Here is a 21,590-nt window from a genome sequence, read left to right as displayed (position 1 = left end):
CCAGCCGGTCGAGCGTAGGCTGGTGCGGTGAGTCAGACGCACGCCCCGGCGCGCCTCGTCGTCAGGACGGTGGCCGTCGATGAGACCGAACCGCTGATTCCGCGCACCGATCCGCGGCACCCGCTCGTCTGGATGCGCCGCGGCGAGGGCATCGTCGGACTCGGCGAAGTGCTGCGCATCGAGTCGTCGGGCGCGTCTCGCATCGAGGACGCCGCGTCGGCATGGACCTCGATCGCCGCCGCCGCCGACATCGACGACCGCGTCGGCCTGCCCGGCACGGGCCTCGTCGCATTCGGCGCGTTCGCGTTCGCCGACGAGTCGGCGGCGACGAGCGTGCTCATCGTGCCCGAGCTGGTCATCGGCCGCCGCGACGGCCGCGCCTGGGTGACCCGCATCGGCTTCGAGACGCCCGCCGAGGTGACCATCCCCGAGCCGGCGCCGAAGCGGCAGGTGCCGCGGGTCGCGTTCGAACCGGGTTCGCTGCCGCCCGAGGCCTACGAGTCGGCCGTGGCCGAGGCGGTGCGCCGCATCGATGCCGGCGAGTTCGAGAAGGCGGTGCTCGCAAGGCAGCTCGTCGGCACGCTGAGCGACGACGCCGGCCTGCGAGCCACCATCAACCGGCTCGCCGAGGACTACCCCGACACCTGGGTCTTCGCCGTCGACGGCCTCATCGGCGCGAGCCCCGAGACGCTCGTTCGCGTCGACCACGGCACCGTCTCGGCGCGCGTGCTGGCGGGGACGGCGCCGCGGGGCGCCGGCGAGGCATCCGATCGCGATCACGCCGCCGCGCTCGCGGCCAGCGAGAAGAACCTCGCCGAGCACGCGCTCGCCGTCGCGAGCGCCGTGCAGCGGCTCGAGCCGCACACGACCCGGCTCGACACGAGCCCCGAACCGTTCACGCTGCAGCTCCCGAACCTGTGGCATCTCGCGACCGACCTCAAGGGCACGCTCGGCGACGGCTCGAACTCGCTCGACCTCGTGAAGGCCGTGCACCCGACGGCCGCCGTCGCGGGCACGCCCCGCAAGGTCGCGCTGCGCGCGATCCTCGAACTCGAGGGCTTCGATCGCCGTCGCTACGCCGGCCCCGTCGGCTGGGTCGACGGCGACGGCGACGGCGAGTGGGCGATCGCGCTGCGCTGCGCGCAGGTCGACCTCGACGGCACGGTCACCGCGTATGCCGGATGCGGCATCGTGCATGACTCGGTGCCCGCCGACGAGCTCGCCGAGACCGACATGAAGTTCCGGCCGATCGTCGAGGCGTTCGGCGGGTAGGCGCATCCGGGCGATCACGCCCGGCCGATCGGCGGGGGCGCCCCGGTAGAATCGAGGGATGACCCGCGCAGACCTCGGCAAGGACCCCCGCGAGGTGTCGGCGATGTTCGATCGCGTCGCCGCCGCGTACGACCGCACCAACAACGTGCTCTCGGTCGGCAACGCCCCGCTCTGGCGGGTCGCGACGACGCGCGCGGTCGACCCGAAGCCGGGCGAGCGCATCCTCGACGTCGCCGCCGGCACCGGCACCTCGAGCGCGAGCCTCGCGAAGTCGGGCGCCTCGGTCGTCGCCGCCGACTTCTCGCCGGGCATGATCGAGGTCGGCCGCCGCAGGCAGGCGCACGTGCCGAACCTCGTCTTCGTCGAGGCCGACGCCACGAAGCTGCCCTTCGACGACGACTCCTTCGACGCCGTCACGATCTCATTCGGCCTGCGCAACGTCAACGAGCCGAAGCGGGCGATCGCCGAGTTCTTCCGCGTGACGAAGCCCGGCGGCCGGCTCGTGATCTGCGAGTTCTCGAAGCCGCCGGTCGCCTTCGTGCGCTTCGGCTACAACGTCTACCAGCAGTACGTGATGCCGCCGCTCGTGAAGCTCTCGAGCTCGAACGACACCGCCTACGAGTACCTGAACGAGTCGATCAACGCCTGGCCCGCCCAGCCCGAGCTCGCCGCGTGGATCCGCGAGGCCGGCTACACCGGCGTGGCGTGGCGCAACCTCACGATGGGCGTCGTCGCCCTGCACCGCGGCCGCAAGCCGCTCGCCGCCTCGCCGGTCGAGTAGCGGCGCGACGCAGGAGCACGCGTATCGAGACCAGCCGTCAGGGCGAAGCCCGTGACATCCGTTCGCCGTCGCTGACACGGGCCCGCATGCGGGCACAGGTAGGCTGGGAGACGTGAATCCGAGCCACCCGGTCGCCCGTCGCGGCTCCGCGCTCGCCGCCAACCTGGGTCTGAGCGAGCGGGTCTTCGCGTCCGCCGCCGACAAGGCCATGGCGCGGGCGATCGACGACGGCATCGAACGCGTCGAGTCCGGCCTCGTCCGCGAGGTGCAGTTCGCCGACTCCATCGCCGACGTCTCCACGCGCTACCTGCTCGAAGCCGGCGGCAAGCGGGTGCGCCCGATGCTCACCCTGCTCACCGCGCAGCTCGGCGCAGGCGCGACCGACGACGTGATCACCGCCGCCGAGGCGATCGAGATCACACACCTCGGCTCGCTGTACCACGACGACGTCATGGACGACTCCGACCGCCGCCGCGGCGTGCCCGCCGCGCACGCGGTGTGGGGCAACTCCGTCGCCATCCTCACGGGCGACCTGCTCTTCGCGCGGGCCAGCCAGCTGATGGCGAGCCTCGGCGAGCGGGCGATCCGCATGCAGGCCGACACCTTCGAGCGGCTCGTGCTCGGCCAGCTGCACGAGACGGTCGGCCCGACCGAGGCCGACGACCCGATCGAGCACTACATCCAGGTGCTCGCCGACAAGACGGGCTCGCTCATCGCGGCAGCCGCGCAGTCGGGGGTCGTGTTCTCGGGCGCCGACCCCGCCTTCGAGGCGCCCATCGTCGAATTCGGCGAGAAGATCGGCGTCGCGTTCCAGCTCATCGACGACGTGATCGACCTGTCGCCGCAGCCCGAGGAGACCGGCAAGGTGCCCGGCACCGACCTGCGTGCGGGCGTCGTCACGCTGCCGCTCCTGCGTCTCGCCGAGCTGGCGAAGACCGACGAGGCATCCGCCGACCTGCTCGCCCGCATCGAGCGCGACGTGATCACCGTGACCGCGGCCACCGCCGACCTCGGCGACCCGCTCGACACGAACACGCTCGCCTCGCGCATCGTGCCGTCGCGCGCGACGGTCGACGCGATCGTCGCCGAGCTGCGCGAGCACGAGGCCACCCGGTCGACGCTCGCCGAGGCGCACCGCTGGGCCGCCGAGGCGGTCGCGGCGCTCGCCCCGCTGCCCGAAGGAAGTGTGAAGAAGGCGCTCACGCGTTTCGCCGAGACGATCGTCGAGCGCCAGAGCTGACGGCCGCGCCGACCGCGCATGCCGTCTCCGAGGTGAGAACACGAGGAGAGATGTGACGAGGAACAAGCTGCGGCTGGCGATCGTCGGGGCCGGTCCCGCCGGAATCTACGCCGCCGACATCCTGCTGAAGGCCGAGCGCAACTTCGACGTGTCGATCGACCTGTTCGACCACCTTCCCGCCCCCTACGGACTCGTGCGCTACGGCGTCGCACCCGACCACCCGCGCATCAAGGGCATCATCACCGCCCTCCGCGAGGTGCTCGACCGCGGCGACATCCGCATCTTCGGCAACGTGCGCTTCGGCGAGGACATCACGCTCGACGACCTCAAGAAGCACTACAACGCGGTCATCTTCGCGACCGGTGCGGTGAAGGACGCCTCACTGAACATCCCGGGCGTCGAGCTCGAGGGCTCGTACGGGGCCGCCGAGTTCGTCAGCTGGTTCGACGGGCACCCCGACTTCCCGCGCACCTGGCCGCTTGAGGCCAAGGAGGTCGCGGTCATCGGCAACGGCAACGTGGCACTCGATGTCTCGCGCATCCTCGCGAAGCACGTCGAAGACCTGATGCCGACCGAGATCCCCGCGAACGTCGCGGCCGGCCTCGCCGCCTCGCCCGTGACCGACGTGCACGTGTTCGGCCGCCGCGGCCCGACCTCGGTGAAGTTCACCCCGCTCGAGCTGCGCGAGCTCGGCGAGCTGCGCGACGTCGACATGATCGTCTACGACGAGGACTTCGACTACGATGACGCCGCCCGCGCGGCCGTGTCGGGCAACAAGCAGGTGTTCGTCATCGACAAGGTGCTGAACCAGTGGCGCCAGCGCGAGGTCGGCCAGGCGTCGCGCCGCCTGCACCTGCACTTCTTCGCGAAGCCGCTCGAGATCGTCGACGACGGCAACGGGCGCGTCGGAGGCATCCGCTGGGAGCGCACCGAATCCGACGGCGCCGGCGGGGTCGTCGGCACCGGCGAGATCCGCGAGCTGCCGATCCAGGCCGTGTACCGCGCGGTCGGGTACTTCGGTTCGCCGCTGCCGGGCATCCCGTTCGACAAGAAGTTCGGCGTCATCCCGAACCACGAGGGCCAGGTGCTCATGCGCGACAAGGAGACGGGCGAGGCGCGCCAGATGTACGGCGTCTACGCGACCGGCTGGATCAAGCGCGGCCCCGTCGGCCTCATCGGCCACACCAAGTCCGATGCGATGGAGACGATCAAGCACGTCATCAACGACCTCGGCAACTGGTGGCGGCCCGAGTCGCCGTCGGAGGAGTCGGTGATCGAGCTGCTCGAGTCGCGCGGCATCCGCTGGACCGACCTCGACGGCTGGCACCGCCTCGACGAGCACGAGCAGGAGCTGGGCTCGGCCGAGGGGCGCAAGCGCATCAAGGTCGTGCCCCGCGACGAGATGGTCGACATCTCGCGCGGCGACGTGGCGTAGCGCGCGGTCGGTCGGTCGGAGACCGTCCACCCGCTAACGGGGGCTGGTGAATCCTCCCGACGTCCGCTTGCCTTGGCGCATGCCGGATGCCTCGAGCGCACCTCGCACGGATCGTCGCGCCGTTCGCGGTGGGCTCAGCCTCACGGTGCGTGTCGTGTCGACCGTGCTCTGGATGGCGCTGCTGCTCACCGGGCTCGGCCTCATGCTGCTCGGAAGCCAGCTGATGCTCGGGGCGTTCGGCCGGCAGCCGTGGGAGGGTGCGTTCATCGGCGGAGCCGTACTCGTCGTTCTCGCTGCGCTCGTCGCCGTGATCATCGGAGCCCGGTGGTGGCACGCCGTGTTGATGGCGGCACCGGTCGTGGTGCTGTCGATCGCGCAGTTCGCCCTGAACCCGTTCGTGTTCCTCCTCGTTGGTGTCATCGGTCTGATCGCAGCCTCAGTCGGGGCAGCCAGTGCGATCTTGCGCACGTTCGGCAGGGTCGAAGACGATGTTGCCGCTCCGGCCGCCGCCGTGCAGAGCAGTCCTCGATTCCGCACACTCCGAATCGTCCTCACGGTGATGTGGATGCTGATGTTCCTCTCCGGCGTCTGGCTGATCTTCACGAACTCGTTCCGCGCCCTCTGGCGCTTCGGCGGGCCGTCGGCAGACCAGCTCGCCCCCGCATACAGCGGATTCGCGACGGGAGCAGCGCTCGTGGCCGTCGCCGCCGTCATCACACTCCTCCTCGGGGCGACCTGGTGGCAGGCGCTGCTCGTCGCGATCCCGGCATTCTGCCTCCCGCTCGGGCTTATCACCGACAATCTGGTGGTGGTCTGGGTGTTCCTCGGGTTGGGCTTCGTCGCGGCGGCCATGGGCGGCACCGGTGCGGTGCTCGCAGCGGCCCGGTCGACAGCAGGTGGTCGCGGGGCCCATCTCCCCTGACCCTCCCCCTGTGAACGACGGTGCGCCTGCGCACTGCGTCGGCGCTACGCTGCTCAGCATGCCGATGCTCGCGCCGATGACCGCGCTCACCCTCGCGGCGGTCGGCTTCGCCCTCGGCTGGTGGCCGCTGGCCGCGTGGTCAGTGCGTTCGATCACGGGCGATCGGATGCCGCGGCTCGCCACGCTGCGGCTGGTCGCCGCCGTGACGACCGCGGTGACCTTCGGGCTGCTCGGCCTGCGGTTCGGCCTCGACTGGCTGCTACCGTCACTGCTCGCGTTCGCCGCGTGCGCGACGGTGCTCTCGATCGTCGACCTCGTCGAGAAGCGGCTGCCGAACGCGGTGGTGTTCCCGGCGCTCGCGGCGGTGGCGGTGCTGCTGGTGCCGGCGACCTGGGCCACGGGGGAGTGGATGCGTCTCCTCTGGGCGCTCGCCGGCGGTGCGGCGATGTTCGCCGTCTACTTCGTGCTCGCCCTCATCTCGCCGTCGTCGATGGGCATGGGCGACGTGAAGCTCGCGCTCGTGATCGGCCTGCTCGCCGGATGGTTCGGACTGTCGCCCTGGCTCGTCGCACTGCTCGCCGCGTTCGTGATCGGGGGACTCGTCTCGCTCGTGGCGCTCGCGCTGAAACGGGTGACATTGCGGGGGTCGATCCCGTTCGGGCCGTCGATGCTCGCGGGGGCGCTGGTCGCGGTACTGCTTTCGGGGCCGGTGGGCTGAGGGGCGGAACTACCGTTTCGGCGGCTGAGCCGCAGGCGACCGGCGCCGTATTCGTCGGGGCGGATGCGACGCTGGAGGCCCCGCCGCGCAGGGCTGTCCTCAGTTGTCGGGGTACACGTGTACCCCGAACACAGGGGACACGTGTACCCCATTCTTGTACCCCGAAAAACCCCCAGACTGGGGGGCAGATTCTCGTATCGTGCGCGAGAAATGGCCGATCTGCGGCATTCATTGCGTCAATCGCCGGATGCCACCCCCAAAGTGGGGCATAGGTCGCTTGGAATGCGCTGTATACCTTCATGTCACCGCATGTACCCGCATGCGGGATGCACCACCCGCTGGGGAGTGCAGGAGTCCCATAACCCGAAGGGTCCCTCATGCTGAAGGCATACGCCGCGCTCCAGGCGCGCATCAACTCGCTCCGCTCCGATGACGAAGGAGCGACCGCGGTCGAGTACGGCCTCATCGTCGCGGCGATCGCGGCGGTCATCGTCGTCATCGTCTTCACTCTCGGTGGACAGATCCAGGCTGCGTTCCAGACTGTCTCCACCGCGATCACCAATGGCAACACTCCTCCTGCCACCTGATCGACCTCAGTCGCGTACTGATCACGTGATCAGGGATCGTGAACGCGGAGCGGCGGCAGTCGAGTTTGCACTTGTACTGCTGCCGCTCTGTTTCCTGTTGCTCGGCATCATCGATTTCGGCTGGGTCTTTAATCAACAGGTCTCGTTGTCGAACGCAGCGCGAGAATCGGCGAGGCACTACGTGGTCCACCTGGCAGATACGCCGCCGGGGTCCGCAGACGCTGCGATCGCGGTCGGAAAGTCAGCAGCGCCTACGGTCGATTGGACTGTCGCCTCCGCAGGCATCACGCTCAAGCAAGGATGCGATAGCGCAGCCCCGAACTACGACTCAGGGCTTGCGACCTCTAAGACTGTGACCACGACGGCGAGTATCCCGATGCCGACCCTGACCGGCTTCTTCACCCAAGTCCTTGGGCCTACCCTTTCTGCGAAAGGACAGATGGCATGCATCGGATGATCAGGCGCGTCAAGGGTGACGAGCAAGGAGCGAGTGCCGTACTGGTCGGGCTCATGATCTTCGTGCTCATCGGGTTCGGCGCGGTCGCCGTCGATGTCGGTGCGATGTACTCGGAACGTGCTCAGCTGCAGAACGCGGCCGACGCCGGTGCACTCGCGGCCGCTCAGTACTGTGCGAAGAACTCGGATTGCACCTCGCCGTCGGCCCAGGCCGGAGCGAGGACCGCGGCACTCACGGTCACGGGCGGAAACCTGATCGGGAGCGCGCCGACGGTCGGCGTACTCGCGTTCACGACCAACACCGTCAAGGTCCCGACGGCCACGCTCGAGATGGCGCACCCCCTTGCTGCGGCCCTCGGCTTCGCCCAGTCGGATGTCGGCACCGACGCGACCGCGAAGTGGGTTCCCGGCACGAAGGGACCGGTGGTGCCTTGGGCGATCGGACACTGCAGCATTCCCACGAGCGGGAGTGGAACGGTGGCGTGGATCCCGATCGATAACGTCACCTGCCCCGGTTTTCAGACGGGTGGTTTCGGCTGGCTCGACGATGGCACCGCCTCGTGTTCGAAAGACGTTGCGCTCAACGACTTCGTTACGATCACGACTGGCAACACCGGTAAATGCTCGGTCTCCAACGCGGAACTCGCTGCGGCAGTCGCTCAGCTCGGTTGCAACCTCGCGGGGCTGCCGAATTCGCTGAAGTCGAACGAAGAGAAGATGTTCGCGTGTCTCGTGGGCAAGACGATCTATGTGCCGGTGTACAACAGTGCGACAGCCTGCGCCCCTCTCACACCTCCGGCAGGCAAGACATACTGCATCGACAAATTCGCGGTGTTCGAGGTCAGCGGCATCCACGTCAAGGACAACGGCTCCGATCAAGTCGACTACTGCTCGCCGAAGACGGAACCGTTCTACAACGCCAACTGTGACAACAAGAAGGACCCGACAAGGCCGAAGGATTGGGGCTCACTGGCGTTCTACGGGCGATTCATCGAGTACACAACGGTGAACCCGAACTGGTTCGTCGGGCCGACCGTGCCTGTGACCTCCCTCATCGACTGACCACTCACGTGAGCCCTAACAACTCACCCCGAATCAAATAGGACCCGGACGAAATGAAGACCCGAATCATTGGTGCGATCGTCGCCCTCGTGCTCGCAGCTCTGGGCGCGTTCATCATCGTCACGTACGTGCGGGGGGCCGATGCCCGCGCCTCCGAAGGCATGGAGATGGCGGACGTCTACATCGTCCAAGAGGCGATTCCGAAGGGCACCCCGGGCTCTGCGGTCGGCGAATTCGTCAAGGTGGATTCGATTCCGCAGAAGAACCTCGCCGATGGGTACGTCACCGATCTCGGCGAGCTCGATGGCCTGGTCGCTGATGCTGAAGTGCTCCCGGGGGAGCAGTTGCTCTCGGCGCGATTCGTGGACCCGCTCGAGCTGGCGGCGCGGGGCGATGTGGTCATTCCCGACGGGATGCAGCTCATTTCGTTCACCTTGCCGGCCGACCGCGTCGTGGGTGGCCAGGTGCGCGCCGGTGACAAGATCGGGCTCGTCGGAACGGTGGATCCGGACGAGCAAGGTGATCAGGAGGACGTCGTCAATCCGATCACCCAGTTCGCTTTCCACGGAGTTCTCGTGACGAAGGTGCAGGGCGCGGTGACCGTTGAGCCCGACGAAGAGGAAGCGCAGGCAGAGCAGCGGTCTGCAGACAGCATCATGGTGACGATCGCGCTCAGCGCTCACGACATCGAGCGGTGGGTGTGGTTCACCGAAGGCGAGGCCGCGAGCTATGCACAGATGTGGCTCACACTCGAGAACGAGAAGACCGAGAACAGCGGCACCTCGCCGGTGACAGGAAGCAACGCGTTCTAGTGACCGCCTACGTCTTGGTCAGCCGTTCCGCCGAGTACGAGACCCGAATGCGGGATCTACTCGGCGATCGGCTTGCCGTGATCCCGGGCGAGTTCCTGACGTTCGGGCCGGAATCCGTGGTGAGCAGAATCCCGGAATCTCCCCGCATCGCACTGCTCGGCCCCGTCCTCAACTACGAGGAAACGAAGGGACTGGTCGAGGCCCTCACCGCGAAGCACCCGCATCTCGGGCTCATCGTCGTGCGTGAACAGCGTTCGGACCTTGAAGACTGGGTCGATGAACTCGCTCTCCATGCGGTGCTGAATCCCGACGCTACCGACGACACAACCGTCGCACTGCTCGATCGGCTCGGGTCTTGGCTGGTCGGAAACGGGCATGCTGAGACGGGCGACTTCGACGCCCCGGCCTCGATCGCGCTTTCCGATCTCGAGCGCACATGGGACGAGTCGGAACTCGAGGCTGGAGTTAAGCCGCCCTCCCCGGCCACCCCCGTCGAGCCTGCGCCTCCCGAATGGGAGTTTCCGCCGCTCGAGGCGGGCGTGCCGACCGAGGCGATTGCCGTCGTCGCTCCGAAAGGGGGGCAGGGAAAGACGACGATTGCCATCAACCTCGCGACGGGACTCGCCGAGATCTCACCGAACTCGGTCGTTCTCGTCGATGCAGACCTGCAGTTCGGCGATATCACCGCAGCCCTGGCACTCGAGCCCGAGCGCACGATCGTCGATGCCGTTTCCGATGCGGCTGATGACGAAATCGTGCTCAAGACGACGCTCACGCACCACGCCGACGGATTCTTCGTCGTGGCGAGTGCGCCTTCGCCCGAGCTCGGTGACCAGATCCGACCGGGGGCGCTCGCCAGGCTCATCGACCGACTGCGAGCGACATTCCGATATGTCGTCATCGACACGACGCCCGGCCTCGGAGAACACACACTTGTCACGCTCGAGCACGTCACCGACGCGGTGTTCGTCACGAACATGGGGGTGCCGAGCCTAAGGGCGCTCCGGACAGAGTTCGAGCTCCTCTCGACGGTCGGGCTCATGCCCGGCAATCGCCACATCGTGGTGAACCAGACGGACAAGAACAGCGGGCTCACCATCAAGGACGTCGAGAAGATCATCGGCGCGCCGGTCGATATCGAGGTGCCCAAGTCGTCGGCCGTGTTGCTGGCATCGAATCGGGGAGTTCCTCTCATCCACGATGACGTGCGCGATCCAGCCGCCAAGGCGATCCGGTCGATCGTGCTCCGCATCGCGCCCGAGGCGTTCCCCAAGCGAAGCAGAATCCAGAGAAGGCGGCGATCGAATGAACCTGAATGATCGGCTGAACGCCCTTCGTGCGCAGCAGCCGGGAGAAGCCCCCGACCTCCTGCCGAGCACCGGGGTCGAGGGGCCCAGCGGGTCGGTCGAGTCGACTGCGGCGACGAGTGCGTATGTGCCTCCCGTCGGTGCTGCAGGCGACGGATCGGTCTTGGCCCAGCAGCAGCGGCGGCGAGAGCCGATGCGCACGACTCCCGTCGATCCGTTGGCGGAAGTGAAGGAGAAGGCCGCTCAGGAGCTGTTCGGTCGGATCGGCACCCGGCTGAACGATTCTTCGCTTACGGAAGAACAGCTCCACCAGCTGGCCCGGCAGGAACTCGCGGAGATCGTCGCGGCCGAGCAGCTTGCGCTCACCACAGCAGAGCGCAATCGGTTGATCGACGACATCGGCGCGGACGTACTCGGGTATGGCCCGCTCGAACCGTTGCTCGAAGATGACTCGGTCAGTGAGATCATGGTCAACCGCTTCGACCAGATCTACGTCGAACGCTTCGGCCGACTTCAGGAGACCGCATTCCGGTTCACGGGCGAGCCCCAGCTCAGACGGGTCATCGAGCGAATCGTCTCACGCGTCGGTCGACGTATCGACGAGTCATCTCCGCTCGTCGACGCGCGTCTCGAAGACGGCTCCCGCGTCAACGCGATCATCCCTCCGCTCGCTGTCGATGGATCGTCGCTCACGATCCGAAAGTTCGCCGGGACGCCGTACACCGTCGACGATCTGATCCGATTCGGCACGCTCACCCGCGAGGTTGCGACCGTTCTCGACGCGGCGGTGAGAGCGAAGCTCAACATTCTCGTCTCCGGCGGCACCGGAACAGGCAAGACCACCTTGTTGAACGTCCTGTCGGCGTTCATTCCGGGCGACGAACGAATCGTGACCATCGAGGATGCGGTCGAACTCCAGCTCCAGCAGGACCACGTGGTTCGCCTTGAATCTCGGCCACCGAACATCGAGGGACGTGGTGAGATCACGATTCGGGATCTCGTGCGCAACTCGCTGCGTATGCGCCCCGACCGCATCGTCGTCGGCGAAGTCCGCGGTGCGGAGTCGCTCGACATGCTGCAGGCGATGAACACCGGCCACGAGGGCTCGATCTCGACCCTGCACGCCAACTCGCCGCGAGACGCCGTCTCACGCATGGAGACCCTGGTCCTCATGGCGGGCATGGACCTCCCGCTGCGGGCGATCCGCGAACAGATCGCCTCTGCCATCGACGTCATCGTTCAGATCACCCGCCACAAGGACGGCGTTCGCCGAATCACCAGTGTGACCGAAGTGCACGGCATGGAAGGTGACATCATCACGCTTCAGGACGCCTTCAGCTTCGACTACACAGCCGGGTACGACTCTGAGGGCAGGCTCATGGGGCGGATCGAGCCGACCGGGGTGCGCCCGAGGTTCGCCGAACGCATCGCCGACCACGGAATCGCGCTGCCCATGTCGTTGTTCCAGGTGCAGTACGACGAGATCCTCGGGGAAATCCGATGAATCCGGCTCTGCTCATTGCGGGCATCACGATCGCGCTTCTCGCGATGCTGGTGCTGCTCTTCTTCGCCGTCGCTCCACCGGCGCCCAGAATCGCTCGCGATCGCCGCCTCGCCCCCGGTGAGGAACACGTTTCAGGTCTCACGAGAATCGCCAACCGAACGGTGAGCGTGCTCGATTCCGCGGCGTCGAAGCGCACCTCTCGAATGTTCGGCCCCGAGGAGCTCTCGCGGGCAGGGCTGACCGTTGACCCTCCTGCGTTCCTGGTGTTCGTCGGGTCGGCAGCCTCTGTTCTCGCCCTGATCGGCGCGCTACTCGGTCTGTCGAGCGGAACCTCGGTCGTGCTGGCGCTGGTGTTCGCTGCGGTCACGCCGCTGCTGGCGAAGGCCTACCTCATCGCCCGAACCTCCAAGCGCCGCGCGAAGTTCGCCGAGCAGGTCGATGACACGGTTCAGATGATCGCGGGTGGACTTCGAGCCGGGCATGGCTTGAGTCGGGCGCTCGGGGCCGTCGCTGCCGAGACGGACTCCCCGATGCGAGAGGAACTCTCCCGTGTCGTCAATGAGACTCGTCTGGGTCGTAGCCTGGCGGACTCTCTGGCGACGACAGCCCAACGCATGAGCAGCCCGGACTTCGAATGGGTCGCGCAAGCGATCTCGATCAATCAGGAGACGGGCGGCAACCTCGCGGAGGTCCTCGATCAGGTCGGCAAGACGATCCGCGAACGGAACGAGATCCGACGTCAGGTGAGCGCACTCTCAGCGGAGGGCCGTCTTTCCGCGATCATCCTGGTGGCGTTGCCGATCGTGGTCTTCTTCCTGCTGCTGGCCACACGGCCGAGCTATGTCAGCGTGCTCTTTCAGACCGTGCTCGGCATCATCTCGCTCGTTGTCGCTTTCGTACTCATGATCGTGGGCATCATCTGGGTGTCATTCGCAGTGAAGGTCAAATTCTGATGAACGCGATCCTGGTGCTGATCATCGCGTTGACCGCCCTCGCATTCGGCGTCTTCGTGTTCCTTCTCTTCCCGGCGAAGCCGAAAACGGCGATCGCTACGCCTGATGGCGAGGTGCCGGCTCCCGCGCCCGTCTTGCAGCAGTCGACGATCGGCACGCGATTCGTCGCTGTGGCTCCGACCGGGTACATCGCCTGGCTCGAGCGGCAGATCTCCTTCGCGGGGCGCCCTTCCGGGTGGACGGTCACCCGCATCCTCGTGTGGAAAGCGGTGCTGACCCTCGTGGCCGTGGCCGGAAGCATCGTCTTCCTCTCTGCGGGCGATATCCAGCCGCTCAAGGTGATCGTCGTCGTGGTCATCGTCGGAATCGCCTTCTCCCTCCCTGACGTCCTGATCAACAGCCGCGCGCATGACCGGCAAACCGCGGTGAATCACGCCCTTCCGGATACCCTCGACCAGATGACGATCGCGGTCGAAGCCGGCCTCGGATTCGACGCGGCGATGGCGAAATCGGCTCGCAACGGCAGAGGCCCGCTCGCTGAGGAACTGATCCGGGTGCTGCAGGACATGTCGATCGGCCGGACGCGCCGGGACTCGTTCCTCGAACTGCAACACCGGACGAACTCCGAGGATCTGAAGCGGTTCGCTCGAGCGGTGGTTCAAGCGGACGCGTACGGAATCGCGCTGGGCGACGTCCTCCGGGTTCAGGCCAGCGAGATGCGCCTCAAACGTCGGCAGCGGGCAGAGGAGCAGGCGCAGAAGGTCACGGTGAAGATCTTGTTCCCGCTCATCTTCTGCCTGCTGCCTGTGCTGATGATCGTCGTCATGGCTCCCGCGGTCATCGGGATCATCAGCGCATTCAGCCAGACGAACTGAGTTGTTCCGCGGTCGGCCGAATCTCGTCCCGGTGGCGGAGGCTCGGTCGTCGCAAGAACAGCGGATAGAGCGAGACACAGGTGATCGCGAAGGCGATGAGTGCGAACGTCTCGTTGTTCATGAGCACCACGATCGAGGCATGGAGGCCCAGGCCGAGCAGTGCGGCCAACCGCCGGCTCGCTCTGAACCAGAGGCCGATCGCGATGAAGAGCTCGACCCCGACGGTCAGCACGGACGCGATGAAGAACAGTTGCCATGGGAGATCGAGCCAGACCCACTTCGAGAGCGGCGCGCCGGTGATGAAGTACGGATTCATCTTGCTCAGCGCTGAGAAGAGGTACAGCACGGAGAGCTGGCTCATCATGAGGAGTTGCGGCCACCAGGGGACAGTGGCGTCGGATCTGCGATGCGTGATCGACCAGGTCGTGTCGGATCGAGCGAAGGCGAGATAGGCGACCAGGAGGGTGGCGAGCCACCGGTGGCTGCTGTAGACCTGCTCGTCCCAGAGCAGGATCGCCACGTTCAGCGCGACGGTGACGATCGCCGCCGGCGTCGTCAGCCATCCGATCGCCAGCGCGATTCCTGCCGCCACCGCGACCATGAGCCAGGCTGCGAGTAGCGGTGTCTCGACTCGCGGCGCGGCGTCGAAGACGGGCATGGCGAGCAGGCCCCCTCGGATCCGATCCAGTATCGCGAAGGCCTCGACCGCGTTGAAGACCGTGGCTACTCCGAGCCCGATCCGGGCGACGGCGACGGCCCGAGCGTCGGTTCGGATCTCGGTCAGTCGCACGTGAGGCTCCTCGACCGACCCGACTGCTCGACTCGCACACTCACCGCAGCAGACTCGGCCGCGCAGATCGCCTCCGGCAACGAAGGCAGCCAGTCGATCTCGGGACGGTTCTTCGCGACGATCCGCTCGAGATCATCGACGCGATGTTCGGCTCCTTCGGCGTCGATCGTGAAAGCCGTGACACCTCCCAGCGCCGAGTACATCTGAAACCCGAGCTTCTGCGGCGGGGGTTGAAGGAGTGCGATCAAGGGAACCGTCACCTGCAGGCCGATGACAGCGATGACGGCGAGCGTACCGAGGGGAGCGCGGCGACGAGACGGGGGTGCTGTCGTCGTCGCACGCTGCTCGCCCGCAGTGGGGTCGACATTCGGGTCGTGCACAGTCACACGCTAGGACGCCGTGCCCGACTCGCCAATGCCCAGTTGGTGGGGCACCCTCGATAGGCTGACCCCGACACGGCCCAGGGGAGGGGAGCAGTGAGCGATCCGAATGACGCCGCCGCCCAGCCTCAGACCTGGCGCCCCGATCTCCTCGGTGACCGCTTCGAGCAGCTCACGCTCCCGGTCGGGAGCGACGACGAGGGCGAGGTCGTCGCGACCCTCGTGCGGTACCGCCCGAGGTGGCGGCCGCGGCTCACGCGCGGCGCGGCATCCGGGGCCGATGTGCTCTACGTGCACGGCTGGAGCGACTACTTCTTCAACCGTGAACTCGCCGAGTACTGGGCGGGCCTCGGCGCCCGCTTCTACGCGCTTGACCTGCGCAAGTACGGACGCAGTCTTCGCCCCGGACAGGTGCCCGGATTCGTCGCCGACCTCGCCACCTACGATGCCGACATCGCGGCCGCGCTCGCCGCGATGGGGCAGCCGGATGCCTCGGGCTCGGCCTCAGGCCGCCCGCTGATCCTGATCGGGCACTCGACAGGAGGGCTCACGCTGTCGCTCTGGGCCGCGCGCCACCCGGGTCGGGTGGCGGCGCTCGTGCTGAACAGTCCGTGGCTCGAGTTCCAGCTGAGCAAGGTGGGTCGGCAGGCGATCGCACCGATGATGGAGCTCGGGGCGCGCGTGCACCCGCTCGCGCCGCTGCCGAACGTCGACCTCGGCTTCTACACCCGCGCCGTCGCGCGCGAGCAGGGCGGCGAGTGGGAGTACGAGCACGCGTGGCGGCCCGATCGCGGGTTCGCGACCTCGCCGGCCTGGCTCATGGCGATCCTCGCGGGGCATGCCACGGTCGATGCGGGCATCGACGTCGGGGCGCCCGTGCTGACGCTGCTGTCGGCCCGGTCGACGATCCTCCCCAGGTGGGACGAGGCGATGCGCTCGAGCGACAGCGTGCTCGTCGTCGACGAGATCGCCCAGCGGGCGCTGAAGCTCGGGCCGTCGGTCACCGTGGCCCGCATCGACGGCGCCTTGCACGACGTGTTCCTGTCGCGCGAGCCGGTGCGAGGCGAGGCCTACGCCGACATCACCCGCTGGCTGCGCGGCTACGGTCCCGGGCGCTGACGCAGCCGGGCACCGAGCGCACTCCGCTCAGCGGAAGTTCGTGAACTGCAGCGCGACGTCGAGGTCCTTGCCCTTGAGCAGCGCCATCGTCGCCTGGAGGTCGTCGCGGCTCTTCGAGGAGACCCGCAGCTCGTCGCCCTGGATCTGGCTCTTCACGCTCTTGGGCGCCTCGTCGCGGATGATCTTCGAGATCTTCTTCGCGTTCTCGCTGTCGATGCCGTTCTTCAGCGAGATCTCGATGCGGAACTCCTTGCCCGACGCGTACGGCTCGCCCGTGTCGAGCGCGCGGAGCGTGATGCCGCGCTTGATGAACTTCGACTCGACGACCTCGAGCACGGCCTTGACCCGCTCCTCGGTCTGCGCCTTCAGGAGGATCTTCTCGCCGCTCCACTCGACCGACGCGCCCACGTTCTTGAAGTCGTAGCGCTGCTCGACCTCCTTGCGCGCCTGGTTGACGGCGTTCTCGGCCTCCATGTGGTCGACCTTGCTCACGATGTCGAACGTTGAATCTGCCATGCGGGTCAGTCTACCGAGGCGCGAAATCAGACGAACGGATGCCACGGCGCACGCGCGAGGCATCCTCGCCGCTACTCGGGCGGGCGGGCCGTCGAGGATCGCACGCGGAGCTCGTAGGGGAGCTGGGTCGCGGCGGGCGCGGACGTCGCGTCGGCCGGCGGCTCGAGCGCGTCCATCAGGATGTCGACGGCCTGCTCGCCCTGGAGGCGGGGGAACTGGGCGACGGTCGTGAGGCCGAAGAAGTCGGAGAGGTCGTGGTCGTCGATGCCGACGATCGACACGTCGCGCGGCACGACGAGGCCGAGGTCGCGGGCGGCGAGGATCGAGCCGATCGCCATCTCGTCGGACGCGGCGAAGATCGCGGTCGGGCGGTCGTGGGGCGCGCCGAGCAGCTGCTTCGTCGCGTGGTAGCCGCCGCGGATGGTGAAGTCGGCGGGGGCGAAGAGGCGCGAATCGGGCTCCAGGCCGGCGTCGCGGAGCGCGCCCTCGTAGCCGAGTCGCCGGTTCGTCGGCAGGTGGAAGTCGACGTCGAACTCGAGGTCGCCGCCGATGTGGGCGATGCGGCGGTGACCGAGGCCGATGAGGTGCTCGGTGGCGAGCCGGGCCACGGCGACGTCGTCGATCGTGAGCGTGCGCACTCCGGGGATCGGTCCGCCGACGCCGACGAGCGGCTTGCCGAGCTCGTGGAGCCTGGCGACCTCGGGCTCGGTGAGTTCGAGCGACACGGCGATGACCGCGTCGACGCGCTGGCGCAGCAGGAAGTGCTCGAACACGCTCGAGCGCTCCTGGCCGTCGCCCGAGAGGTTGTAGAGGGTGAGGTCGTAGCCGCGGCGCAGCAGCGCCTGCTGCGCGCCCTCGAGCACCGAGGAGAAGAACCAACGGTTGAGGAACGGTACGACGACGCCGATGTTGCGGGTGCGGCCGGAGGCCAGGGAGGAGGCGTTCGAGGAGACGACGTAGCCGAGGCGGGCCGCGGCATCCTGCACCTTCGCCTTCGACCCGGGCGAGACGTGGCCGCGGCCGCTGAGAGCGCGCGAGACCGTCGCGGTCGAGACCCCCGCGAGCTTCGCGACCTCTTCGATGCCGGCCATGGCCCTCATTCCCCGTAATCGGTTGGAATCCTACCGTTCGCACCCGCCCGTGTGCGGCGCGGCGCGTTGTCTCGAACGGCGGGTTCAGGCAAGAATGCCTTGGTCAGGGTCTGCCCGAGGGGTGGTCGGCATGCCCATCCGTCACTCGAAGGGAACCGCAACCGTGAAGTGGGTCAAGCGCATCGTCCTGGGCCTCGTCGTGGTCTTCGCCGCGTTCTATCTGATCACCCGGCCCGAAGACGCCGCCAACGCCGTGCAGGGCGCGGTCGACGCCGTCTTCAACGCCGCCGGATCGGTCGTCACGTTCTTCACCTCGCTCTCGTCATAGCCCGGAGCGCGCCGTGAGCCTGTTCGATCCGCACGTCGAGCGGCACCTGATCGCCGACGACGGCGAGGTGATCATCGACGAGGTGCGCAAGCACTGGGCGTCGAACGTGTTCGCCGCGCTCGAGATGGCGGCGGCCGTGCCCGTGCTGCTCCTGCTGGCCTGGCTGCCGTCGCAGCTGTACTGGGTGCCGTTCTTCCTCGCGCTCTTCCTCGTGCTGCACGGCGGCTGGCGCATCCTCGGGCGGCGCATGGACCGCTTCGTCATCACGAACATGCGCGTGTTCCGCGTGCACGGCATCCTCTCGCAGCGCATCGCGACGATGCCGATCGCGCGAATCCTCGACATCTCGGTCCACGTGCCGATCCTCGGGCGCATCTTCAACTACGGGCACTTCATCTTCGAGTCGGCCGCGCAGGACCAGGGCCTGCGCGAGATCCGCTTCGTGGCCGCGCCGAACCAGCGCGGACTCACGATCCAGCGGGTCATCCAGCGTGCCGGCCTGCGCGGGGGCGGCGCCCGTCCCACCACCGAGGAACGCCGCTCGGAGCCGGCGCGCATCTCGCGGGAGCGCGCCGAACGGGCGCGGGCCGAGCAGGCCGCGCTCGACGAGCGCGCCCGGGCTCGCGAGGAGTGGGACCGCGAGCAGTACGCTCGTGGCGGTCGCGACGCCGGCGGAGCCCGTGAGCCCATCACCGAGCCGGTGCCGGTGCAGGCGACCGCGCCGCAGGGCCACCAGGGCTGGCTCTCGACGTACGAGCAGCGGCAGAGCGCCGCGCGGGCCGGGGAGTCGTCGACCGAGCCCGACGGCGCGCGCGACCACAACGACACCGCCGAGATGCCCTGGTGGCGTTCGTCGAACTGAGGGTGGCCCGTGCTCGACCGGTGTGCGAGCATGGCGGAATGTCGAATCGACGGAAGTCGCTCGCAGGGGGAATCGGGATCATCGGGCTCGTGCTCGTCGGCGCTGCCGCGCCCGCGAGCGCCGTGGACCCGGCGACCGAGATCGGGGCATACGCGGACTGGACGGTCGGCGGCACGGCGGGCGCGTTCACCGCGACCGGGATGCTCCCGGCGTCGACCGGGTTCGCGGGGCCGATCAGCGTCACGAGCGACTCCATCACCCTGACCGAGGCGTCGGGCGCGAGCGCGTTCCTCAACGCCTCGACCGACTTCGGCACCGAGTACGGGTCGAGCCGGTTGCAGCCGTACCTCACGATCAGGCCGAAGACGGGATCGCTCGCGCCGACTCCGCCGGCCGCCGACAACCCGCCGCCGTCGCGCACCGTCGTCGACCTGGGCGCCACGCGCGGCGACGACTGGGGCTTCGCGCTCGGCGACGTCGACGCCGACTGGGTGTTCGTGACCGCGTTCGACGACGCCGGCGTGCAGTTGCCAGTCACCGCGCTCGGTGCGATGACGCCAGCGAACTACTGCGCGGCCGGGTCGCCGAAGCCGAGCACGTGCACCGGGCCGGGGCCGTTCACCGACGTCCCGCGCTGGGTGGCCACGGGTACCCTCAACGATTTCGGCATCGACTTCGTGGAGGGCACGCTCGTCGGCAACTTCGACGACACGGCGGGCGCCTACCTCGGGTTCCGGCCCGACCCCGCCGTGCGCCGCATCGAACTGCTCTACGGTGCCGTCAACGGTTCGCCGTCGTACCAGCTGTGGCTCGCCGCCGCCGCGACGAAGACGACGATCACCGGCACCGTCGTGCTCGACGGCGGAGCGCCGCCGCCGCCCGGAACGGTCGTCGCGGTCGACGACGCCGACGGCGAACCCGTGCGCGACGTCCTGGGTGAAGAACTGCAGGTGCCGGTCGACGAGAACGGCGGCTTCACGATCGAACTCCCGCAGGCCGAGGAGTACACGCTCGTCGTCGTGCCCCCGGCCGGCTACACGCCGCCCGAACCCGTGATCGTCGACGGCTCGCAGGCCGAGGTCGAGGTGCCGCCGATCACCGTCGAGCCGGTCGTCGTCGTGCCGCCGTCGTCGCCGCCCGCCTCGCCGCCTCCGGCGACCGCGGCGCCGGCCGCGACCGGCGAGCTCGCCGAGTCCGGGGCGAACGTCGCGCCGTTCATCGCGATCGCGGCCGGCGTGCTGCTCGCCGGAGCCGCCGCCGTGGTGTTCGCGGCGGTCCGGCGTCGACGCGCCGCACCCGAGTCGGCCGGCCCCGACGGTGGGTCGAGCGGCCCGCCGTCGGGCCCGCTGACAGGCCCGCCGTCGGGCCCGACGGACCCGTCCTGAGCTCGATTTCCGCCACGGGGCCTCGGCGGGTATCCTTGACAGGCCCCCGGTTGTGTGCAGAACGTGGTCGGGTGCGACGGCGAGTTACCCAAGCGGCCAAAGGGATCTGACTGTAAATCAGACTGCTCAGCATTCGGGGGTTCGAATCCCTCACTCGCCACCAGTGAAAGCCCCGGTTCGCCGGGGTTTTCGTGTTCCTGGGGTGCCGCTCCGGCGCGCGGCGACAGATGCACGCGCGTCCGGGCCGCGCTAGCTTGAGGGCATGACCGGGCACGTGGCATCCGTGGACCTCGTTCAACTGCTCGCGCTCGCACGCGACATCGCCGTACAGGCCGCGGAGTTCGCGGCCCGGGCGCGTCGCGCGGGAGTCGAGGTCGCGGCGACCAAGTCCACGCCGACCGACATCGTCACGGCGACCGATCGCGACACCGAGGCGCTCATCCGCGAGCGCATCCTCGCCGCCCGGCCAGACGACGGCATCCTCGGCGAGGAGGACGCGGAGCGCATCGGCACGAGCGGGCTCACCTGGGTCGTCGACCCGATCGACGGCACCGTGAACTTCCTCTACGGGCTGCCGAGCTGGGCCGTGAGCATCGCCGTCGTCGAGGGGCCCGCCGAGCCGTCGAGCTGGCACGCCCTCGTCGGCGTCGTCGTGAACGCGTCGACGGGCGAGGTGTTCGAGGCGAGCGCCGGCGGGGGAGCGCGGCTGAGCGCGGGGCAGGGAGCGGGCGCGGTCGGCGCATCGCAGACGCTGCAGGTCAACACCGGCGTGCCGCTCGGCCACGCACTCGTCGGCACCGGATTCGGGTACGCGGCCGAGCGTCGGCGCGAGCAGGCCGAAGTGCTGCTCGCGGTGCTCCCGCAGGTGCGCGACGTGCGACGCAACGGCTCGGCGGCACTCGAGTTGTGCGCCTTCGCGGCCGGCCGGCTCGATGCCTTCTACGAGCGCGGACTGGCGCCGTGGGATCACGCCGCCGGCGCGCTCATCGCCCGCGAGGCCGGAGCGCTGGTCGGCGGCGCACGCGGCGGCCGCGAGAGCGACGAACTCGTCGTCGCCGCAGCGCCCGGCCTCTACGAGCAGCTCGTCGCCGCGCTCGCCGCCGCCGGAGCAGGAGCCTGAGACCCGCGATGCCCGGGATGACGCGGAACACGGCCGTTCATCGACCGTTCGCGCGACGGATCCCGCGGTTTCGCG

General features: G+C 68.4%; 23 protein-coding genes and 1 tRNA gene. 20 read left to right on the top strand and 4 right to left on the bottom strand.

Features of this window, described 5'->3' with window-relative positions; translation table 11 throughout:
* Positions 1–27: 27 nt before the first annotated feature.
* The 14 genes from ACFVAJ_RS05525 to ACFVAJ_RS05460 all read left to right on the top strand — a co-directional run bounded on the left by ACFVAJ_RS05525 (position 28) and on the right by ACFVAJ_RS05460 (position 13,924).
* A complete protein-coding gene (locus ACFVAJ_RS05525; RefSeq protein WP_376941905.1) occupies positions 28–1,272 on the top strand; it encodes an isochorismate synthase MenF in 1,245 nt (414 codons plus the stop codon).
* Between the two features lie 58 nt (positions 1,273–1,330).
* A complete protein-coding gene (locus ACFVAJ_RS05520) occupies positions 1,331–2,053 on the top strand; it encodes a class I SAM-dependent methyltransferase (RefSeq protein WP_376941903.1) in 723 nt (240 codons plus the stop codon).
* A 112-nt stretch (positions 2,054–2,165) separates the two neighbouring features.
* Complete coding sequence (locus tag ACFVAJ_RS05515) at positions 2,166–3,293, top strand: polyprenyl synthetase family protein (RefSeq protein ID WP_376941901.1); 1,128 nt, start codon at positions 2,166–2,168, stop codon at positions 3,291–3,293.
* Between the two features lie 52 nt (positions 3,294–3,345).
* On the top strand, positions 3,346–4,728 hold the full coding sequence (locus ACFVAJ_RS05510; protein ID WP_376941899.1) for an FAD-dependent oxidoreductase: 1,383 nt from the start codon (positions 3,346–3,348) through the stop codon (positions 4,726–4,728).
* Positions 4,729–4,882: 154 nt separating this feature from the next.
* Positions 4,883–5,650 (top strand): hypothetical protein, encoded by a 768-nt coding sequence (locus tag ACFVAJ_RS05505; RefSeq protein ID WP_376941897.1) that lies wholly within the window; start codon positions 4,883–4,885, stop codon positions 5,648–5,650.
* Between the two features lie 58 nt (positions 5,651–5,708).
* The gene (locus tag ACFVAJ_RS05500; protein WP_376941895.1) at positions 5,709–6,368 is read left to right on the top strand and encodes a prepilin peptidase; all 660 of its coding nucleotides are present in this window, start codon (positions 5,709–5,711) and stop codon (positions 6,366–6,368) included.
* A gap of 377 nt (positions 6,369–6,745) precedes the next feature.
* Positions 6,746–6,955 carry a Flp family type IVb pilin gene (locus ACFVAJ_RS05495; protein WP_376941893.1) on the top strand — a complete coding sequence of 70 codons (210 nt, stop codon included), beginning with the start codon at positions 6,746–6,748 and terminating at the stop codon, positions 6,953–6,955.
* Entirely contained in the window at positions 6,930–7,412 is a 483-nt protein-coding gene (locus ACFVAJ_RS05490; RefSeq protein WP_376941891.1) for a TadE/TadG family type IV pilus assembly protein, read from the top strand. The genes ACFVAJ_RS05495 and ACFVAJ_RS05490 overlap by 26 nt, the downstream gene beginning before the upstream one ends.
* Complete coding sequence (locus ACFVAJ_RS05485; RefSeq protein WP_376941889.1) at positions 7,400–8,473, top strand: pilus assembly protein TadG-related protein; 1,074 nt, start codon at positions 7,400–7,402, stop codon at positions 8,471–8,473. Before ACFVAJ_RS05490 ends, ACFVAJ_RS05485 begins: the two co-directional genes overlap by 13 nt.
* 53 nt (positions 8,474–8,526) lie before the next feature.
* The gene (locus ACFVAJ_RS05480) at positions 8,527–9,285 is read left to right on the top strand and encodes a Flp pilus assembly protein CpaB (RefSeq protein WP_376941887.1); all 759 of its coding nucleotides are present in this window, start codon (positions 8,527–8,529) and stop codon (positions 9,283–9,285) included.
* A complete protein-coding gene (locus ACFVAJ_RS05475; RefSeq protein ID WP_376941885.1) occupies positions 9,285–10,604 on the top strand; it encodes a CpaE family protein in 1,320 nt (439 codons plus the stop codon). Before ACFVAJ_RS05480 ends, ACFVAJ_RS05475 begins: the two co-directional genes overlap by 1 nt.
* Positions 10,591–12,096, top strand: a complete 1,506-nt coding sequence (locus ACFVAJ_RS05470) for a CpaF family protein (protein ID WP_376941883.1) — start codon at positions 10,591–10,593, stop codon at positions 12,094–12,096. Before ACFVAJ_RS05475 ends, ACFVAJ_RS05470 begins: the two co-directional genes overlap by 14 nt.
* Positions 12,093–13,049: a type II secretion system F family protein gene (locus ACFVAJ_RS05465; RefSeq protein ID WP_376941881.1), complete on the top strand. Its 957-nt coding sequence runs from the start codon at positions 12,093–12,095 to the stop codon at positions 13,047–13,049. The genes ACFVAJ_RS05470 and ACFVAJ_RS05465 overlap by 4 nt, the downstream gene beginning before the upstream one ends.
* Positions 13,049–13,924 (top strand): type II secretion system F family protein, encoded by an 876-nt coding sequence (locus ACFVAJ_RS05460; RefSeq protein ID WP_376941879.1) that lies wholly within the window; start codon positions 13,049–13,051, stop codon positions 13,922–13,924. Before ACFVAJ_RS05465 ends, ACFVAJ_RS05460 begins: the two co-directional genes overlap by 1 nt.
* On the opposite strand, the gene ACFVAJ_RS05455 is transcribed toward ACFVAJ_RS05460, so the two are convergent.
* Together ACFVAJ_RS05455 and ACFVAJ_RS05450 are read right to left on the bottom strand one after the other, a co-directional pair.
* A complete protein-coding gene (locus tag ACFVAJ_RS05455; protein ID WP_376941877.1) occupies positions 13,908–14,714 on the bottom strand; it encodes an HTTM domain-containing protein in 807 nt (268 codons plus the stop codon). The genes ACFVAJ_RS05460 and ACFVAJ_RS05455 overlap by 17 nt on opposite strands.
* Positions 14,705–15,094 carry a hypothetical protein gene (locus ACFVAJ_RS05450; protein WP_376941875.1) on the bottom strand — a complete coding sequence of 130 codons (390 nt, stop codon included), beginning with the start codon at positions 15,092–15,094 and terminating at the stop codon, positions 14,705–14,707. The genes ACFVAJ_RS05455 and ACFVAJ_RS05450 overlap by 10 nt, the downstream gene beginning before the upstream one ends.
* Before the next feature lie 96 nt (positions 15,095–15,190).
* On the opposite strand from ACFVAJ_RS05450, the gene ACFVAJ_RS05445 reads away from it, so the two are divergent.
* Positions 15,191–16,213, top strand: a complete 1,023-nt coding sequence (locus tag ACFVAJ_RS05445; protein WP_376941873.1) for an alpha/beta hydrolase — start codon at positions 15,191–15,193, stop codon at positions 16,211–16,213.
* A 27-nt stretch (positions 16,214–16,240) separates the two neighbouring features.
* On the opposite strand, the gene ACFVAJ_RS05440 is transcribed toward ACFVAJ_RS05445, so the two are convergent.
* A complete protein-coding gene (locus ACFVAJ_RS05440; RefSeq protein ID WP_376941871.1) occupies positions 16,241–16,729 on the bottom strand; it encodes a YajQ family cyclic di-GMP-binding protein in 489 nt (162 codons plus the stop codon).
* A 71-nt stretch (positions 16,730–16,800) separates the two neighbouring features.
* Entirely contained in the window at positions 16,801–17,820 is a 1,020-nt protein-coding gene (locus ACFVAJ_RS05435; RefSeq protein ID WP_376941869.1) for a LacI family DNA-binding transcriptional regulator, read from the bottom strand.
* A gap of 130 nt (positions 17,821–17,950) precedes the next feature.
* Here ACFVAJ_RS05435 and ACFVAJ_RS05430 point away from each other — a divergent pair, with 130 nt between their 5' ends.
* The 5 genes from ACFVAJ_RS05430 to ACFVAJ_RS05410 all read left to right on the top strand — a co-directional run bounded on the left by ACFVAJ_RS05430 (position 17,951) and on the right by ACFVAJ_RS05410 (position 21,515).
* The gene (locus ACFVAJ_RS05430) at positions 17,951–18,148 is read left to right on the top strand and encodes a hypothetical protein (protein ID WP_376941867.1); all 198 of its coding nucleotides are present in this window, start codon (positions 17,951–17,953) and stop codon (positions 18,146–18,148) included.
* 13 nt (positions 18,149–18,161) lie between these two features.
* Positions 18,162–19,010: a PH domain-containing protein gene (locus ACFVAJ_RS05425; RefSeq protein WP_376941865.1), complete on the top strand. Its 849-nt coding sequence runs from the start codon at positions 18,162–18,164 to the stop codon at positions 19,008–19,010.
* 38 nt (positions 19,011–19,048) lie between these two features.
* Positions 19,049–20,395 (top strand): hypothetical protein, encoded by a 1,347-nt coding sequence (locus tag ACFVAJ_RS05420; protein WP_376941863.1) that lies wholly within the window; start codon positions 19,049–19,051, stop codon positions 20,393–20,395.
* A 78-nt stretch (positions 20,396–20,473) separates the two neighbouring features.
* Positions 20,474–20,558 (top strand) — tRNA-Tyr (locus tag ACFVAJ_RS05415).
* Between the two features lie 99 nt (positions 20,559–20,657).
* Complete coding sequence (locus ACFVAJ_RS05410; RefSeq protein ID WP_376941861.1) at positions 20,658–21,515, top strand: inositol monophosphatase family protein; 858 nt, start codon at positions 20,658–20,660, stop codon at positions 21,513–21,515.
* Positions 21,516–21,590 lie beyond the last annotated feature (75 nt).

This window comes from Agromyces sp. NPDC057679 (assembly GCF_042799635.1).
Taxonomy (GTDB): domain Bacteria; phylum Actinomycetota; class Actinomycetes; order Actinomycetales; family Microbacteriaceae; genus Agromyces.
This window is presented reverse-complemented; position numbering and strand designations above follow the sequence as displayed.

Excerpts from the sequence above, each read along its gene's own strand:
- ACFVAJ_RS05520 (WP_376941903.1), top strand. The coding sequence starts at position 1,331 with ATGACCCGCGCAGACCTCGGCAAGGACCCCCGCGAGGTGTCGGCGATG.
- ACFVAJ_RS05500 (WP_376941895.1), top strand. The coding sequence starts at position 5,709 with ATGCCGATGCTCGCGCCGATGACCGCGCTCACCCTCGCGGCGGTCGGC.
- ACFVAJ_RS05495 (WP_376941893.1), top strand. The coding sequence starts at position 6,746 with ATGCTGAAGGCATACGCCGCGCTCCAGGCGCGCATCAACTCGCTCCGC.
- ACFVAJ_RS05490 (WP_376941891.1), top strand. The coding sequence starts at position 6,930 with ATGGCAACACTCCTCCTGCCACCTGATCGACCTCAGTCGCGTACTGAT.
- ACFVAJ_RS05485 (WP_376941889.1), top strand. The coding sequence starts at position 7,400 with ATGCATCGGATGATCAGGCGCGTCAAGGGTGACGAGCAAGGAGCGAGT.
- ACFVAJ_RS05480 (WP_376941887.1), top strand. The coding sequence starts at position 8,527 with ATGAAGACCCGAATCATTGGTGCGATCGTCGCCCTCGTGCTCGCAGCT.
- ACFVAJ_RS05470 (WP_376941883.1), top strand. The coding sequence starts at position 10,591 with ATGAACCTGAATGATCGGCTGAACGCCCTTCGTGCGCAGCAGCCGGGA.
- ACFVAJ_RS05465 (WP_376941881.1), top strand. The coding sequence starts at position 12,093 with ATGAATCCGGCTCTGCTCATTGCGGGCATCACGATCGCGCTTCTCGCG.
- ACFVAJ_RS05460 (WP_376941879.1), top strand. The coding sequence starts at position 13,049 with ATGAACGCGATCCTGGTGCTGATCATCGCGTTGACCGCCCTCGCATTC.
- ACFVAJ_RS05440 (WP_376941871.1), bottom strand. The coding sequence starts at position 16,729 with ATGGCAGATTCAACGTTCGACATCGTGAGCAAGGTCGACCACATGGAG.
- ACFVAJ_RS05435 (WP_376941869.1), bottom strand. The coding sequence starts at position 17,820 with ATGGCCGGCATCGAAGAGGTCGCGAAGCTCGCGGGGGTCTCGACCGCG.
- ACFVAJ_RS05430 (WP_376941867.1), top strand. The coding sequence starts at position 17,951 with ATGCCCATCCGTCACTCGAAGGGAACCGCAACCGTGAAGTGGGTCAAG.
- ACFVAJ_RS05420 (WP_376941863.1), top strand. The coding sequence starts at position 19,049 with ATGTCGAATCGACGGAAGTCGCTCGCAGGGGGAATCGGGATCATCGGG.
- ACFVAJ_RS05410 (WP_376941861.1), top strand. The coding sequence starts at position 20,658 with ATGACCGGGCACGTGGCATCCGTGGACCTCGTTCAACTGCTCGCGCTC.